The organism is Lysinibacillus sphaericus, from assembly GCF_000600105.1.
GTDB lineage: Bacteria > Bacillota > Bacilli > Bacillales_A > Planococcaceae > Lysinibacillus > Lysinibacillus sphaericus.
Map to the genome: position 1 here is coordinate 3,846,610 of NZ_CP006837.1, position 17,468 is coordinate 3,864,077.

The 17,468-nt window shown below is 39.2% G+C and carries 15 protein-coding genes; 4 read left to right on the top strand and 11 right to left on the bottom strand.

The window, feature by feature from the left end:
• Window positions 1-116: 116 nt before the first annotated feature.
• The 6 genes from T479_RS18610 to T479_RS18635 form a co-directional block, all read right to left on the bottom strand.
• The gene (locus tag T479_RS18610) at window positions 117-2,303 is read right to left on the bottom strand and encodes a YhgE/Pip domain-containing protein (RefSeq protein ID WP_025220502.1); all 2,187 of its coding nucleotides are present in this window, start codon (window positions 2,301-2,303) and stop codon (window positions 117-119) included.
• A 102-nt stretch (window positions 2,304-2,405) separates the two neighbouring features.
• Entirely contained in the window at window positions 2,406-2,975 is a 570-nt protein-coding gene (locus tag T479_RS18615; RefSeq protein ID WP_024363870.1) for a TetR/AcrR family transcriptional regulator, read from the bottom strand.
• Window positions 2,976-3,098: 123 nt separating this feature from the next.
• Window positions 3,099-3,608, bottom strand: coding sequence for a FixH family protein (locus T479_RS18620; RefSeq protein ID WP_024363869.1), 510 nt, complete (start codon window positions 3,606-3,608; stop codon window positions 3,099-3,101).
• Between the two features lie 3 nt (window positions 3,609-3,611).
• Window positions 3,612-5,000 carry a sensor histidine kinase gene (locus tag T479_RS18625; RefSeq protein WP_024363868.1) on the bottom strand — a complete coding sequence of 463 codons (1,389 nt, stop codon included), beginning with the start codon at window positions 4,998-5,000 and terminating at the stop codon, window positions 3,612-3,614.
• A complete protein-coding gene (locus tag T479_RS18630; RefSeq protein ID WP_024363867.1) occupies window positions 4,997-5,680 on the bottom strand; it encodes a response regulator transcription factor in 684 nt (227 codons plus the stop codon). The genes T479_RS18625 and T479_RS18630 overlap by 4 nt, the downstream gene beginning before the upstream one ends.
• Complete coding sequence (locus T479_RS18635) at window positions 5,677-6,645, bottom strand: YncE family protein (protein ID WP_227665379.1); 969 nt, start codon at window positions 6,643-6,645, stop codon at window positions 5,677-5,679. The genes T479_RS18630 and T479_RS18635 overlap by 4 nt, the downstream gene beginning before the upstream one ends.
• A gap of 183 nt (window positions 6,646-6,828) precedes the next feature.
• On the opposite strand from T479_RS18635, the gene T479_RS18640 reads away from it, so the two are divergent.
• Together T479_RS18640 and T479_RS18645 are read left to right on the top strand one after the other, a co-directional pair.
• Window positions 6,829-7,914: a glycosyltransferase gene (locus T479_RS18640; protein WP_024363865.1), complete on the top strand. Its 1,086-nt coding sequence runs from the start codon at window positions 6,829-6,831 to the stop codon at window positions 7,912-7,914.
• Between the two features lie 201 nt (window positions 7,915-8,115).
• Entirely contained in the window at window positions 8,116-9,648 is a 1,533-nt protein-coding gene (locus T479_RS18645; protein ID WP_025220504.1) for a collagen-like protein, read from the top strand.
• Between the two features lie 304 nt (window positions 9,649-9,952).
• On the opposite strand, the gene hemY is transcribed toward T479_RS18645, so the two are convergent.
• The 3 genes from hemY to hemE form a co-directional block, all read right to left on the bottom strand.
• Entirely contained in the window at window positions 9,953-11,377 is a 1,425-nt protein-coding gene (gene hemY / locus T479_RS18650; RefSeq protein WP_025220505.1) for a protoporphyrinogen oxidase, read from the bottom strand.
• A gap of 14 nt (window positions 11,378-11,391) precedes the next feature.
• A complete protein-coding gene (gene hemH / locus T479_RS18655) occupies window positions 11,392-12,312 on the bottom strand; it encodes a ferrochelatase (protein ID WP_024362284.1) in 921 nt (306 codons plus the stop codon).
• Window positions 12,313-12,439: 127 nt separating this feature from the next.
• Entirely contained in the window at window positions 12,440-13,492 is a 1,053-nt protein-coding gene (gene hemE / locus T479_RS18660) for a uroporphyrinogen decarboxylase (protein WP_025220506.1), read from the bottom strand.
• Between the two features lie 233 nt (window positions 13,493-13,725).
• On the opposite strand from hemE, the gene T479_RS18665 reads away from it, so the two are divergent.
• Together T479_RS18665 and T479_RS18670 are read left to right on the top strand one after the other, a co-directional pair.
• Window positions 13,726-14,241 (top strand): antibiotic biosynthesis monooxygenase family protein, encoded by a 516-nt coding sequence (locus T479_RS18665; protein ID WP_025220507.1) that lies wholly within the window; start codon window positions 13,726-13,728, stop codon window positions 14,239-14,241.
• A 22-nt stretch (window positions 14,242-14,263) separates the two neighbouring features.
• The gene (locus tag T479_RS18670; protein ID WP_025220508.1) at window positions 14,264-15,424 is read left to right on the top strand and encodes an amidohydrolase; all 1,161 of its coding nucleotides are present in this window, start codon (window positions 14,264-14,266) and stop codon (window positions 15,422-15,424) included.
• A gap of 74 nt (window positions 15,425-15,498) precedes the next feature.
• On the opposite strand, the gene T479_RS18675 is transcribed toward T479_RS18670, so the two are convergent.
• Window positions 15,499-16,683: an ABC transporter permease gene (locus tag T479_RS18675; protein WP_025220509.1), complete on the bottom strand. Its 1,185-nt coding sequence runs from the start codon at window positions 16,681-16,683 to the stop codon at window positions 15,499-15,501.
• Entirely contained in the window at window positions 16,667-17,416 is a 750-nt protein-coding gene (locus tag T479_RS18680) for an ABC transporter ATP-binding protein (RefSeq protein ID WP_024362289.1), read from the bottom strand. Before T479_RS18680 ends, T479_RS18675 begins: the two co-directional genes overlap by 17 nt.
• Window positions 17,417-17,468: the final 52 nt, after the last annotated feature.

Consider the following 17,468-nt stretch of genomic DNA (forward strand, 5'->3'; position numbering starts at 1 on the left):
GGAAAGCGAAGTGGATTTTTACGATTTAGGAGCCTATATTATGCTAGGTACTAAATTGTTTGAGTGACTGGCACTAAAAAAACACCCACCAAGTAAATGATGGGTGCAAAGTGTTTTTAATCTTCCGCTACTTTTGAGTAACGTTTTGTGTGTAATAACATGAAATAACCAAAAGTAATGACTAAGAACACAATTAGGTAGCCAAATAACATACCATAGTTTTGCCATAAATACGTCATGTCGCCTGTTGAGATGCTTGCTTTAAATGCTTGAACAGTATATGTCATTGGCAATAATTTATTGAATACTTGCAATGGTGACGGAATCAGTTCAAGTGGGAATGTACCCGCGCTTGTTGTAAGTTGTAAAATCAGTACAACAATGGCAATGAAACGACCTGGATCACCGAAAATAGAAACTAACATTTGAATTAAAGCTAGGAACACATAACTTGTTAGTAACGCCGTTAGTACAAAGTAACCTAAATTTTGTACTTCAAGACCTAAGCCCCATTTTACAATGGCTACTGTTAATAATGTTTGCACTAAACCTACGAATGCAAGGACTGTCACTTTACTTGTAAACCATGATGCGCCATTTTTCGGACGAATTGCAGGTTCTACAAGTGGGAATACGATTGAAATTAGCAGTGCTCCAACAAATAATCCAAGTGAAATAAAGTAAGGTGCGAAACCTGTACCATAGTTTGGAACATGGTTGATTGATTCTTTTTCTACTTCAACCGGACTACCGACCATATCATATGTGTCATTATTTGCATGTACTTCGTTTGCTTTTTCACTAGCTTCACCTAATTTGCTAGATAGTGTCGCTGTACCATCGGCAAGTTCAGTTGACCCATCAGCAAGTGTTGCAGAGCCTTCTGCTAACTCGCCAGATTTTGAAGCAAGTGTTGAAGTACCTTTATTCAATGTTGTTGTACCACTCGCTAAGTCATTTAATCCTGAAGCTAATGTTTGTGAACCAGCAACAGCTGTGTTTACACCTGCATGTAATTCACCTAGTTTACTAGCAAGAGTGGCGTTACCAGCTTGAAGGCTTTGTGCACCTTGAACTAGTTCATTGCTTTTTGCTGCTAATGCATTTGCACCAGCTAAAACATCTTTTTGACCTGCAGCAATTTGTGATGCACCACCGCTAACTTGGTTAGCACCAGCTTGTAATTTTTCAGTACCTGCTGCTAATGCATTTAAACCATTGTGCACATTGGTACTACCAGCTTGTAGCTCAGCTAACGTTTGCTTTAAAGCAGCGGCTTGCTCTGCTGGCATTGCATCAATTGTACTTTTTAACTGTGCTGTTAGAGCCGCAATACCCGCTTCTACTTGTGCAGAACCATTAGATAACTGATTTGCTGAACTGTTTAGCTTACCAGCATTTTCAGCAACAGATGTTGCACCAGCAATAATTTGCTGTTGTTTTTCAGTTATTGTTGTAAGGCCTGCTTCTACTTTCGCTACACCTTGTGTGTATTGAGATAGACCTTGTTGAAGACTTGTTGCACCTGCAGCTGCCTGCTGTGCACCTTGCTGTAACTGCACTGTACCATTTTCTAATTTCACAAGACCAGTTGATAAGTCGTTAGCACCATTAGCTGCTTGCGCTGCACCTTTGGTAATTTTATCAGTACCATCAGAAAGTTCAATTGTGCTAGAAGCTAACTGTTCTAAATATCCTTTTAAATCTTTCGCTCCATTTGCTACTTTTTTAGCGCCTTCGTCTAACTTAACAGAACCATCAGCTGCTTCTGTAAAGCCATCTCCTAATGTAGCAATAGAATCAAATAATTTCTCTGCATATGTAGCAGAAACTTGCGTATTTACTTCCGCACGAATGCGATCCATTGCTGTTTCGCCAATTTGTGCTCCTAAGAAGTTCAAGCCTTCATTCGGAATATAATTCATGACTAATTTAGAAGGTTTGTCATCAAGTAAAGTTGTAGCATGCTCTGAGAAATTTGTTGGGATTTCTAAAATCATGTAATAGTCTCGACCATTTAATCCTTTTTCCGCTTCTTCTTTTGACACTTCTATAAAGTCAAATTGCTTACTATCGACGAGTTTATCGACTAAGGTATCTCCTAAGTCTAACTTCACTCCATCCATTTCTGCACCCTTATCATCATTAACAATCGCTACCGGTAAATTAGACATGCCTGCATATGGATCCCAAAACGCCCATAAAAACATGCCTGCATACATGACCGGAATAAATAGAACAGCGATTATTGAAACAAGCATTTTTCTTGTTTTAAGGATTTTCAGCCATTCAGCTTTAATCATATTTTTTCTCACTCCTATACTAATTGACCGAAAACGTCATTTGGTCATTTTACTGCAAAAAAATCGCAAACTTCATCATGTGTAAAATTTGTAGATTTTTTCTTAAAGAACGAGCCCTCGAAAGATTGTCTCCTTAAAAAGATTTAGTATCTTCTCTTCTGGAATCATGTCGCCATGTAGCTCATGCCAATCTACTACGAACGCTAAATACGCTTTTAATAACAGGTAGCTTACTAACTCCGCATCACAATCTCGAATTTCACCTTTATCAATTCGTCGTTGAATTAATGTTGCCATATAAGATAATATTTCAGACTCAATGCGAATTAGAACTTGTTTGACCGCTGGCGTACGTAATTCTTTTTCTTCTTCTATTAACTTCGCAAATAAAAGATGCTTCTCACGGAACTGTAGCATTTTCATCAAAGCATGATGCGCATTATCCATAAAGCTTGCTGATACATCCAACACTGCATCCGCTTCCGCCTTCATCTCACGTACAAGTGACATCGCAATCTCTTGAAATAAAATTTCTTTATTTGCAAAGAATGTATAAATCGTTCCTTTACCGACATTCGCAATTTTCGCCACTTGTTCCATCGTCGTTGCCTTGTAGCCAAACAACGTAAATGATTTTGCAGCTGCTTCAATAATTTCCTGCCTACGATCCATTTGTGACATCCTTTCCTGTTAAGTTATGTACACCTTTTGTACACTGAAATTAAATAATGACCAGAAAACCATTTCGGTCATCTGGTCATTATAATATTCCTATTTTAAAAATAATGCAAGCTTTTAATGATGATTTTTTTCATTTTCTTGTTGCTCTGTGTCCTCTGATGAATCTGTACCCTGATTTGGCATGCTCATATTGGCTTTTTCATCTTCTTGAATTACTTTTGTCATATCAGGTGTACCAGCAGTAATTTGCTGTTTCGGCATATTATGAATGCCATTAGCTGTAGTATGAGCAAACATATAATATACGCCGTCATGATCGAATGTTGTCTGAGCTTTATAGACGCCATCTTTCTCTAATTTACCTTCTAACATTTGACCTTCATCGCGTTTACCTGATTCCCACACTTCGAATTCTACGATTGCATCATCAATATTTTCTTTACCTTGGGTAACGTGAGCAGCTAGCTCTATCGGAGCATTTATTGCTACTTCTTTTGACGTTAAAATTTCTACTTCCAACATTTGAGGCTCCTCTAATGTGGAAGTTGTAGCTGGTTCTTTCTTTTCCCCACACCCAACTAATAATGCGGGTACAGCTAACAATGTCAAAATCCATTTCTTCATGTTCTATTCCTCCATTAACGGCATCGTAATCTTTACTTTTGTACCTTTATCTAATTCACTTTCAATTTCAATTTTACCATGTAACTGCTTTAATAATTGTTCCACTATAGATAGACCTAAGCCACTGCCACCATCTGCACGACTACGCGCTTTATTAACACGATAGAAACGCTCTGTCACATGCGATAAATCTTCCAGCGGTATACCGATGCCATCATCCTTTATCGTAATAAGTGCATTTCCATTATTTTCAACTGCCACAATGTCCACTTTTGACTGTTCATAAGAGTAATTAATAGCATTTTCGATAATGTTAATAAATATTTGCTTAAGCTTCACTTCATCCGCTTTGACAATTAGTTCATCATCTACATTAAGATGCAACGTAATATTCTTTTTTTGAGCTTGATGCATTAAAATTTTTCGTACTTCTCGTAATGTTTCTGCAAGTGGAATCGGATAAAGGGCAATATCCTTCTGTTCGTTTTCCATCCGAGCAAGTTGAAGAAGCTCATTTGTTAAACGTTCCATACGATTTGCTTCTCGCACGATCAACTGAATAGTCTCTTGTTTTTGCTCTTCTGCAATAATACCATTTTGCATTGCTTCACTATACCCTTTTACATAGCTAATAGGTGTTCGTAATTCATGAGAAACAGTTGCTAAAAATGTTTTTTGTACTTCATCTTCACGTTGTATAGCCTCCGCCATACCGTTAAAAGTGCTGGATAGTTTACCTATTTCATCACTAGATTTAACCGGCACTCGTGTTTCATAATGACCATACGACATTTGCTCCACCGCTATTTGTAAGTTATTTAATGGACGCATAATACGTTGAATACCTTTATATACAAAGAAGCTCATCACAATCAAAAAGACAAATGCGCTCAAAAATAAGAAAATGACTTCTTGACTTGCTAACTCACTGATTTTTGCTAATGGGAAGTAAATATAAATAATGCCCTCTAACCTGTTTTGATCTACTAAAGGCAATACAACTGAAATAAGTTGTCGATCGAACCGAGGCTCATAGCCAATCTTTTGCACATAATTACCTTCTAGCAATTGTTCTCGTTCTTCTGCACCTATCAATGTTTCATAATCAATATCAAACGGAACACATGCACTAAGCTCACGTGGATTTCTAACAGCAAAAATATTTAAATTAGAATAATTATTATAATGTTCAATATCAGCAATAAATTCATCTGTCACTTTGCCACTCGTATACATTGTTTGTAACTTTGTACCGACCTCGATCATCATGCTTTCTGTATCTTCCACATAAAGCTGTTCATATAAAAAATCAGTCAGTACGTACATAAAAACAACTGTAATAATCAAAAATGCAAATATTAGTAGCCAAATACGTGTGGAAATCTTTTTCATTCGCCAGGGTCAAAGCGGTAGCCGACTCCCCAAACGGTTTGAATATACCCTGCCGCTTCCTTTCCAAGCTTCAAGCGTAATGTTTTTATATGGGTATCAACCGTTCTTGTTCCCCCTAAATAATCTATATCCCAAATACGCTCTAACAATTGTTCACGTGAATAGGCATTGCCTGGATTTTTCATAAATAAATGTAATAATTCAAATTCCTTTAAAGTTAACGGGATTACTTTCCCTTCAACTGAAACTTTCCGAGAAATCTCATCTAATTTAATGGACCCAAAGACAACAATTTTTTGCTGCAAATCGGTTATATTAGAACCGCTTCTTCTTAATACAGCATGCATTCGTGCCACCAGTTCATCATTTGTAAACGGCTTTACGATATAATCATCTCCACCGAGTGTCAGCCCCTTTACTTTATCCTCATTCGCATCTCGTGCCGTTAAAAAAATTACAGGAACATTCGACATCGCACGAATACTTTGACAAACTGTAAAACCATCTTCATGTGGCATCATTACATCTAATAGAACTAAGTCGATTTTTTCCCGCACAATAATATCGTACGCCTCCGTTCCATTTGCAGCTGTAAAGGTCTCGAACTTGGAATTATTGAGCATCATCTCGATTAAATTACGCATATCTTGCTCATCATCAACAATTAATACTGTTGTCACTTTTCTTCCTCCCTTACTAACAGTTGAAATGCACCTTTACCAACATCAACTGTTTTTTGTACCTGACCGTCTTTTATAAAATATAATGTGTGGTCGTCATAGCCAGCTACAACAATATGATTATTAAACTGATTTACAACAAATGGGTTGGCCCCTACCTCTTTATGCCATTTCACTGTACCATTAAAATCAACGACATATAATTCATTATGACCATGGCTGACCACTAACACATTATCTTTCGTCTTTGTTAAACCTACTGGCATTAAAGGCATTTCTATTTCACCATGAACAGCACCTGTTGTAAGATCATAACGTTTCACCGAACTATTCGGTTTGCTTCCTTCACCGTGTCCACCAATCCATAACTCATTTGTCTCTTCAATAATGACAATACCATGTGACGATTTTTCTATTGGCCACTGTTGTTCTATCGTTAAATCTTTAATGGATAACACTGATAGTTTCGTGTCTTTATAGTTCACCACATAAAGCTTATCTTTATACGTTGCCATCGACATCGGATAATTGCCAAGCCGCTGTGAAGCAAGTTCATTTCCTTCCACATCAAAGCTTGTCACTGTATTCATCTTACTATTCGTAACAAAAAATTGTTTGAACTTCGGCGCATAATACACATTGGTCGTGCCAATATCTACTTTTTTTGAATAGAGCTTTTTACCTGTTGAAAGTGCAAAAACATCTATTTCATCTAATTGATGACCATATAGTAAAATTTGGTCCTTATCGAGGAGTATTGCGCCTGTATACGCTTTGTCAAATGTCCAAGATGCAAAAACTCCACCCTGATCATCAATAAAATCAAGCGATGGTTCTTGAATATTGAGAGACGCTATAAAATGCTGATTACGTTCAATTGGCTCAAAAGATTTCTCTGTACACCCTGCTAACCAAATAATTTGTATAAAAGAAAAAATGAAGAATGCCCATTTTTTCAAAATCATCACCTCTGCCCTCTAACTATACTTCACATTTGTGAAATCTGCGTGAAACTTGAAAGGTAAATTTATGACACATTCCCAGCCGATAACAGCGCGTCTTTACTATCAATAGCAAAAGACTTAAGCATCGCAAAAATGCCTATTAACACATATACTACAAAGATTATCGTAAGGAGGAATCACATTATGGTAACCATTAGTTTATGTATGATTGTGAAAAATGAAGAAGATGTCATTGCCAGATGTCTTGAATCAGTAAAAGATTTAGTGGATGAAATAAATATAGTTGATACTGGCTCCAGCGACAATACAAAGAAAATTGTAAAACAGTTTACTGATCGTATTTTTGAATTTGAGTGGGTGCATCATTTTGCCCAAGCGCGAAATTTTTCATTCCAACAAGCTACACAGGACTATATTCTTTGGTTAGACGCTGATGATGTGTTATTGGCGGAAGATCAGGAGAAATTTAAAGCCTTAAAGGAATCTTTAGCCCCTGAAATTGATGCTGTCTCGATGAATTACTATTTAAGCTTTGATGCTGAAGGAAAAGTGAACTCTCTTTTAAGAAGATATCGATTAGTTAAAAGAGATAAGCAATTTCAATGGATTGGTGCAGTTCATGAATATTTAGAGGTTAGTGGACATCTTTACGAAAGTGATGTCGCTATTAGCCACTTACCACTTCATCATGACCACCAGCGGAATATTACCATTTATAGAAAACTCCTTCAATCAGGTGAAGCATTAACTCCACGTGACACATTTTATTATGCCAATGAATTACTAGATCATAATGAAATTGAGGATGCAATCTTTTACTATGAACTTTTTTTAACATCAAAACGTGGTTGGGTAGAAGATAATATTCAATCCTGTTTTAAACTAGCAGATTGTTACTCGACTTTAAATGATAAAGAAAATAATGTAAGTTCTATTTTAAGAAGCTTTGAATATGACATCCCACGTCCAGAGGCATGCTGTAGGCTTGGCCATCATTTTATGGAGCAAGGGAAAAATCAGGAGGCAATCTTTTGGTATGAACAAGCATTGACAATAAAAACAAAACCAAACGCTCCATTTCTAAATACAACTTTTACCACGTGGTTACCTCATATACAACTTTGCGTCCTCTATGACCGTTTACAACAATACGAATTAGCCAATACCCATAATGAATTGGCACGAGGCTACTTACCGAACGATGAAAAAATCTTACACAACAAAACTTACTTTGAGCAATTGTTAAAAAAGATGAATGACAACGCTTAGATTACTATTAAACTTTATGAAAATCAGGAAATGCAATTCTTATAAGAAAGTCTTCTTTCTCTCCTAAGCTTCTTCCCCTATAAGATCATAGTGATTAGCTAGTACACAATTTATAATGCTTATATGAATAAGCAAAGTAGTTAACCGTCCACTTCCTCTATCATTTTTATGAATAGGATATTTGAGAGAGGAGGTGAATAAATGAATTTCCACGACTTTATTTTAAATAACATTTGCAAGAGATGTAATAGTTATCCATGCCGTTGCATTAATAGACCAGAGCAAAACTGTTCTATTTGGCCTGTTAAACCTACTGGTACAACAGGGACGACTGGACCGACCGGACCTACTGGCGCAACGGGGGCTACTGGGGCTACTGGGGCTACTGGGGCCACTGGCGCGACGGGCATCACTGGTGCTACAGGCGATATTGGGCCAACAGGACCTCCGGGTGCGATGGGCATCACTGGTGCTACAGGCGACACCGGGCCAACAGGACCTACGGGCGCGATGGGCATCACTGGTACTACAGGTGACATCGGGCCGACCGGACCTACGGGCGCGACTGGCATCACGGGCGCTACAGGCGATATCGGGCCGACCGGACCTACGGGTGTGACGGGCATCACGGGCGCGACAGGCGATATTGGGCCAATCGGACCTACGGGCGTGACGGGCATCACGGGCGCTATCGGACCTGCTGGGGCCACTGGACCTACGGGTGCGACGGGCATCACGGGCGCTACAGGCGATATTGGGCCAATCGGACCTACGGGCGCGACGGGCATCACTGGCGCTACAGGCGACATCGGGCCGACCGGACCTACGGGTGCGACGGGAGCGACGGGCATCACTGGCACTACCGGCGATATCGGGCCGACCGGACCTACGGGCGCGACGGGCATCACTGGCGCTACAGGCGATATTGGGCCGACCGGACCTACGGGTGCGACGGGCATCACGGGCGCTACAGGCGATATTGGGCCAATCGGACCTACTGGTGCGACGGGTATCACTGGCGCTACCGGCGCTATTGGACCAACAGGACCTACTGGTGCGACAGGTGCTATTGGACCAACAGGACCTACTGGTGCAACCGGCGCGACAGGTGCTATTGGACCAACAGGACCTACTGGTGCAACCGGCGCGACAGGTGCTATTGGACCAACAGGACCTACTGGTGCAACCGGCGCGACAGGTGCTATCGGACCGACGGGACCTACTGGTGCAACAGGGCCAACAGGACCTACTGGGCCAGCTTTTACAGAAGGCTTCTCTGCATTTTTAAATACTCTAGCGGTTAGTAACTCTACTACTTTAACTAACTGGAGTGTAGCTTCACCTTATTTCACAACACCAGCATTTAACCCAACAACTGGTATATTCACAGTCCCAACAACTGGAAGATATTGCTTTGAAGCAACTATCAACTACTCAACAGTAGCTGCCATCAGTCTTGGCATTGGTGCAGGTGTTAACCCCTCATTTACAATTCGTAGAAATACTACAACTAATTTAATAAACGGTTTATTCCCAGTATTAAATTTAGCTGTTACCCTATTAACTATTAGAGCAGTTCTCGGTAATGGTACTGTAACATTAGCAGGAGAAGTCAATTTGAATGCAGGCGATTTGATTGATTTATTTTATGATGCAAATGGCTTAAGCATTGCATTGACCTTAGGGGGCGCTAACTCCGGTGGTATTGTTTGGTCATGCCACAGAATTTCTTAATCGCTAGACATAGTCTATTCTATGTTCAACAACTCCTATTACTTTTAAGAAAGATGGAAATCTACTAATCCATTGTGCTCCCATCCTGATTAACATTGCAGTTTCTTTTCAATAAACACTAATTATTTGGCGCCTTAAAATTGCCATGCTAATTTTAAAGCGCCCTTTCTTTATTTCAACATTTAAGTAATCCAACACTGTGAAGAACAAAAAAGTGCTTTCAATGATTGCTACTATCATTACTTAAACAAATACTTAAAAACCTATCAAAAAAAGTAGTACAAATGTAAATTTGCACTACTCTTTACTGTTTAAACATATCACTTAAAACTTCATTTGCCACTTTACAGCCTTGCTCTACACACTCTGGAATTGAAATCCCCTCAAAAGAGCTACCTGCAAGTTTTACTGTTGGAAAGTGTTGATAAAGTTCTTCCTTTACACGAGCAATTTTCGCTTCATGTCCAACAGTATATTGTGGCATAGCGTTTTTCCAACGAGAGACAACGGTTGTCACGGGTTCACCGTCTAGCCCTATTGTATTCTTTAAGTCTTGTAATACTGTCTTTTCAATCTCTGAATCAGATAAGGCAACTATTGTTTCATCACCGACACGACCAATATAACTACGTAATAATACATAGCCTTCAGGGGTAGTATTCGGCCATTTTCGATTAATCCACGTACAAGATGTTATTGAAAAATCACTATTTCTAGAGACAAAAAACGAAAGTGCATCTAAGTCTCCAAGTTGCTCTTTTTTAAATGCCATCGTCACTGTAGCAATAGTTGCGGCTTTCATCGTATTTAACTCAGTCAAGAGCTGATGCTTACTAAACATTTTTTGTGCCACATTAAATGGCGTTGCGATAATAATTGCATCTGCTGTTATATGTGAAAAATTATTTAGTACGACTTGCACAGCACCATCTTTACCATGATCAATTTGTTCTACTTTCGCACCTTTCATGACTGTCCCTGGAAGTAGAGATTCTTCTAACTTTTCGATAAGTGTCTCAAGCCCATTTTCAAAGGTTTGAAAAATCCCTTTATCCTTCGTTATCTGATTGAAACTTAGAAAATTTGTTCCTGATTTCTTCATCCCGAAAAGTAAACTACGATATTTTTGCTCCAATTCGTAAAGCTGTGGAAAAATAGAGCGCATACTTAGCTGTTCAATATCCCCTGCAAATGTTCCTGCAAGTAAAGGTTCCACTAGGTTTTCTACAACCTCTGCGCCAAATCTTCTTCGAAAAAACTCCCCTAATGGCTGGTCGTCATCCCGTGCAGAACGCGGGAGAATAAAATCTCCCGCTGCACGAATTTTCCCACTAAGTGAAAACAAACCAGATGTAATGAATGACGAGATATGTGGCGTTGCTCCTGACATCAGACTGCTCGGAATAGGGTACAATTTACTTCCTACAGCTACATAAGTCGGTCCTGAATCTCCGGTAATCATCTCATGTTCAATACTAAGCTCTTTTGCCAGTGCTTGTACATGATTTTCACGATCGAAAAAGGATTCTGGTCCACGCTCGATAATAAAGCCGTCTTTTCTAAGCGTTTGGATTTTTCCGCCAAGACGTAATGACGACTCGACAAGTACGATATCTACCGGCAATTCTCTTGTACGCGCTTGTTTTTGCATATAGAACGCAGCTGTAAGGCCTGTAATACCACCGCCAACAACAACTACCTTTCGTCTTTTTTGAGTCACCAACATCATCACTTTCTTTTCGCTTAGCTTAATTTTTTATGAATGGCATCTACCATCGCATCAATAAATAATGGATGTGTATTTGGCATTGCAGGACGATAATAGTTAGCACCTAACTCATCGCAAACCACTTTACATTCATAATCGTTATCATAAAGTACCTCTAAATGTTCTGTTACAAATCCTACTGGTGTGTAAACAAATGAACGGTACCCCTTTTGCTCATAAAGATCACGTGTTAAATCTTGCACATCTGGACCAAACCATGGTTCTGGTGTTTGTCCTGCTGATTGCCAGCCGACTTCTACATTTTTCACACCCGTCGCTTCTTGAATTAGGCGAGCTGTTTCAATTAATTGGTCTTCGTAAGGATCGCCTAGTTCTTTAATTTTTACTGGAAGTGAATGCGCTGATACGATTAAGCAAGCCTTCTCGCGTTCTTCAGCAGACATAGCATCGAATGTTTCGTTCACTTTCCCCTTCCAATATTCAATAAACTTAGGCTCATCATACCAAGACTCAACAGACGTAATTGTTAGGCGGTCACCTGCTGTTTCCGCTGCGCGGCCATTGTATGATTTAATAGAGAATGTTGAAAAATGTGGTGCTAAGACGATTGATACGGCTTCTTTAATGCCCGCAGCGACCATTTCCTCCACTGCATCCTCAATAAACGGATGAATATGCTTTAAACCAATAAATAACTTGTATTCTACTTCATCTTGCACTTCATTTAAACGTGCACACAAAGCTTCAGCCTGTGCTTCTGTTGCAGCAGCCAGTGGTGATAAACCACCAATTGCCTCATAGCGACTGCGTAAATCTTCTAAATGCTCGTCAGACGGTTTACGTCCATGACGAATATGTGTGTAGTACGGTTCAATATCTTCTTCTTTATAGGGTGTACCATATGCCATCACTAATAAACCTTTAACTTTTTTCATAGTCCTTTTCACCTCTAAATAATAGTTAAACTATATTTTTTGTCTGATTTCTATACGCTAGCACCAACTACACCATAATAAAGTGTAATTGTGTGATTTAATATGTGCTCTTTTTCACTGTTGATATTTATGAACGTGCTTGAATTTGTTGGGCACTATATTCATGAATAAGTGTTGTTAAACGTTTTAATACGGCTGGATCAACCTCTGGGAATACTCCATGGCCTAAATTAAAGACATGACCTGGCACCTCTAAGCCTTGATCGATAATATCTTTTGTACGTTTTTCAATTACTGACCAATCAGCAAGTAATAATGAAGGATCTAAGTTTCCTTGTACTGGTTTTGTTATACCTTTTGCACGCGCTTCTTTAATCGGTAAGCGCCAATCTAAGCCTACTACGTCGATTGGTAAATCATTCCACTCTTTTACTAAATGGCTTGCACCTACACCGAATTGAATAAGTGGTACATTTTCTTTTTTTAACTCGCCGAAAATACGTGTCATAACTGGTTTAATAAAGACACGATAATCTTCAACACTTAAAGCACCTACCCATGAGTCAAATACTTGAATCGCTTTAGCACCTGCTTCTACTTGTGCAGAAACGTCCGCAATAATCATATCTGCTAATTTATCCATTAACGCAAACCATGCTTGTGGTTCTGAAACCATAAATGATTTTGTTTTATTATAGTTTTTAGAAGGTCCACCTTCAATCATATAGCTCGCTAATGTAAATGGCGCTCCTGCAAATCCAATTAATGGTACATTAAGCTGTTCTTCTGTTAGTAATTTTATTGTCTCTAATACGAAAGGTGTATGTTCCCTTGCATTGAACTCACCTAATTTTTCTACATCTGCTACTGAGCGAATTGGATTAGAAATAACTGGGCCTACACCCGCTTTAATTTTTACATCTATCCCGATACCTGGTAGTGGCGTTACGATATCTTTATATAAAATTGCAGCGTCCACATTGTAGTTTTCTACCGGTAAACGTGTTACATACGCACAAAGCTCAGGTTGATGTGTAATTTCCTCTAATGAATATTTTTCTTTAATTGCACGATATTCTGGCTGAGAACGACCTGCCTGTCGCATATACCAGACTGGTGTATGTTCAGTCCTTTCTCCTCGTGCAGCACGTAGAAGTGTATCATTAAAAAGTGTTGTCATTGATTATTTCCTTCCCCTCGATGAAATTCAAATCTTAAAAAATCACTTGTTTATTCCATTATTATTGATATCCGTTTTCAATAGTAAACGCTTCCTCTGCTATTGTATAGTTTTCCTCATGAAATGTCATAAAATTGTTCTTTCTACGCGCCTTCTTTTTTGACAAAGCGTTCGACTTGCACTTAAATGGAGTTAATCACGCAATTTTAGCTATTCATAAGGAGGGCAAAATAATGTATATTTATTTAACTTCTGGCACAGGAGAATTTATAGAACAAGTGAAAAATAAGTACCCTGATGAGCATATGATTTTATTGCATGGAGAAGGAAATTCTGTGCTTATACATGAAACGGAAGGAAAATCTGTTTTTGCAACCCCACGTAAATTCGAAGTATTGGATTCTGTAAACGAATTAGAAGAACGCGGCTTCTTTGTCTTCAACAATATTCCCGTTACTGATGAAGGTCGTCCTGTATTTGAACATCGTTTTTTAAATCGCGCACGTGCAATTGAGGACGAGCCTGGTTTTGTGGCGTTCCGACTACTACGTCCATTGAATGGTGACACGTATATTGTCATGACACAATGGAATGGACCACACTCATTTGAAGCATGGAAAAGCTCACAAGCCTATAAAACAGCTCATGCCCAACGTGAAGAGCCGACTGGCGTGCGACAACAAAATATTTTTTCTGCCGCTTCCTATGTTTCAACATATAGCGTTGCCCCTCAAGAAGAAGAGGCTTAATTTTTAAAAGGAGCACTTATTTATGAATCAACAATTACTTGAAAAAATTGATGCTCATTTTGAAGAAATGGTGGCGATTCGCCGCCATCTACATATGCATCCAGAACTAAGCTTCCAAGAACAAGAAACAGCCAATTATATTATGCAATATTATCAAAAGCTCGGTGTCCCTGTTGAACCAAATGTTAGCGGCTACGGACTTATCGCGCGCATTAAAGGGAACAAACCTGGTAAAAGAATTGCCTTACGTGCAGATTTTGATGCACTTCCTATCCAAGATGAAAAGGACGTCCCTTACAAGTCGACAGTAGCTGGTGTTATGCATGCTTGTGGTCATGATGGGCATACCGCTACATTATTAATCATAGGAAAACTTTTATGGGAAATGCGCGATGACTTAGCAGGAGAATATGTGCTGATTCATCAACATGCTGAAGAATCCGATCCAGGTGGTGCTATCGGTATGGTACAAGCAGGTGCACTGAACGGGGTTGATGCTATATTTGGAACACACCTATCATCCAATCATCCAACAGGTATGATTGGCTACCGGGTTGGTCCATTAATGGCGGCAGTTGATAGTTTTGAACTGAAAATTCAAGGTAAAGGTGGCCATGGCGCACACCCTCATCAAACAAAAGACGCTATTGTGATTGGCTCCCAACTTGTTATGAACTTGCAACAACTTGTGGCACGCCGTGTAGCGCCAACTGAGTCAGCAGTTCTTACAGTTGGCTCATTCGTTGCTTCGAATGCTGATAACATTATTGCAGATACAGCCTATTTAAATGGAACAATCCGTACTTTTGACAAAGAGGTACGTGAAACGATGGAACGTGAATTTAAACGGGTTGTACATGGCACTGAAATTGCTCAAGATTGCACGATAGAACTTGATTACCGTCGAGGCTATCCAGCAATTGTCAATCATGAAAAAGAAACATATTTTGTTCGAGATATCGCGCAAGATATTTGCGATGTTGTTGAAATACCAGCTACAATGGGCGGTGAAGATTTCGCTTACTACTTAGAGGAAAAGCCAGGGACATTTTTCTTCACAGGAGCAGCTCCTACTGAATATGCACCACATCATCATCCAAAATTTGATATTGATGAAAAAGGTATGCTTGTCGCAGCAAAAGTTATGTTAAACGCTGCGCTCGAATATCAATATGTAAAATAAACAAAAAGCTCATTTTACCTACGAAAAATAGGGAAAATGAGCTTTTTAACATTGCCACAAACAAACATCCTTTTTTAAGACTTAGACATCTTGGCAGTCAATTCACTTATTACAAAGATAATGATTGGTGTCACATAAAACATCGGCTGTGTCACGCCACAAAGACCAACAATGACAGCTTGGGCAATCATAGTCAGGCGCACTAGTTGCTGAACGGCAACTTTACGTGCATTTTCTGGCAATGGATACAGCATGTCCATACGGAATTCCCCGCTAGCTATTAAAGCTTGCTTTAGCTGAACCGTCGTCGCAAAGCTAAGTGCACCCGCCACAATCCATGTTACCACTGGGATATTGACAAAGGCTGCAATTACGGCTGAGATAACCGTTAAGCGAAGCCATAAATAAAAATGATCGTCTGTACGAATAAACGTACGGAACACTAAATACTTTTGAGCATTGCCCTTTTGGTAGGGAATAAAATTGTAAAACCAGTCAAGCCACGCTCTCCGTCGAATACTTCCATGCAGATGGGGTACATCTGTGAAATAATTTGCAAAACGGTAGAAACTCATCATGCGATTTTGTTCTAGTTTTACAAAATGTTCATATGGTACAGGCTCATTCGCACATTTTTTACGAAACACCCATACATAGACATATCCGATGACCGCCACAAGGAGTGCTAAAAGAAGCTGCATTTGAAGCCCCATATAGACGGTTACACCACATACGATAGCGCGTATTAATCGATCGACCCATATGTAGTGACCACGTTCACTATAACGATAACTAAATTCTCCCTGCACACTTACAAATTTCAAGGCGATGACAATGAAAAATATTGACCAAATATTAAAGGTTGTTAATTCTGTGACAGCTTTTATTAACGGAATACTAATGATATAAACAATTGCCACAATCCAAACTTGTGACCAAAATGTCCACGCTAGCGCCTTTTTAAAATACTGTGACATTTTTGATTCTAATGGCAATAAATATACTTGGTCAGGCTCGCGCAATAATGTTGTTGGGCGGCTAAATGCTAATAGTATACCGATTATTAAAGCAATGAGCCCTTCCGCCGGAAAATCTGTTTCAACGATTTTCAACCATTCACTATATTGATAGCCCCCAGCGCCAACAAGAAATACAAGTACAATCGCTATATGTCCAGTGAAAATAAACTGCATATATTTTTGTACTTCACTGATATAGTGCATGAAGCGCGAGGACCATACATCACGCATGTTCTTCATGGTCCCGCTCCTTCGTCATAGCAATATAGAGGTCATCTAACGTTGCATGAGGCATTGCAAATGCTTTACGTAAATCAGCCATCGTTCCTTGCGCTCGCACTCTTCCTTCATGCAATAAGATAATGCGGTCACAATGTTTTTCGGCCGTCGATAAAATGTGCGTGGACATTAAAATCGATGCCCCCTCTTTTTTCTTTGTATCCATTTGATCTAGCAATGATTGAATACCAAGCGGGTCGAGCCCAACAAACGGCTCATCTATAATATAGAGGCTTGGATTAACTAAAAACGCACACATAATCATTACTTTTTGTCGCATCCCTTTAGAAAAATGCGATGGAAACCAGTTTAAACGCTTTTCCATTCGAAATTCTTTTAACAATAGTTCAGAACGGGCCGCGAGTGTAGCCTCATCTAAACCATAGGCCATCGCGGTTAATGCCAAATGTTCACGCAATGTTAACTCATCATATAAAACTGGTGTTTCAGGAATATATGAAAATGCTGTTCGATACTTGTCCGTGTTTTCTTTTAACGTTACGCCATTTAGACGAATGTCGCCTTCCTTTGGGAGCATTGTACCTATGATATGTTTAATGGTCGTACTTTTACCTGCACCATTTAAACCTATTAGCCCGACAAGTTCTCCTTTACCTATTGTAAATGACAAATCTCTAATCACAGGCTTTTTCGTATAACCACCTGTCACATGTTGCACTTCTAATACCGACATACCCTCACTCCTCTTCTAGTTATTATTTTATCAAAAATTAGCAAATGATTCA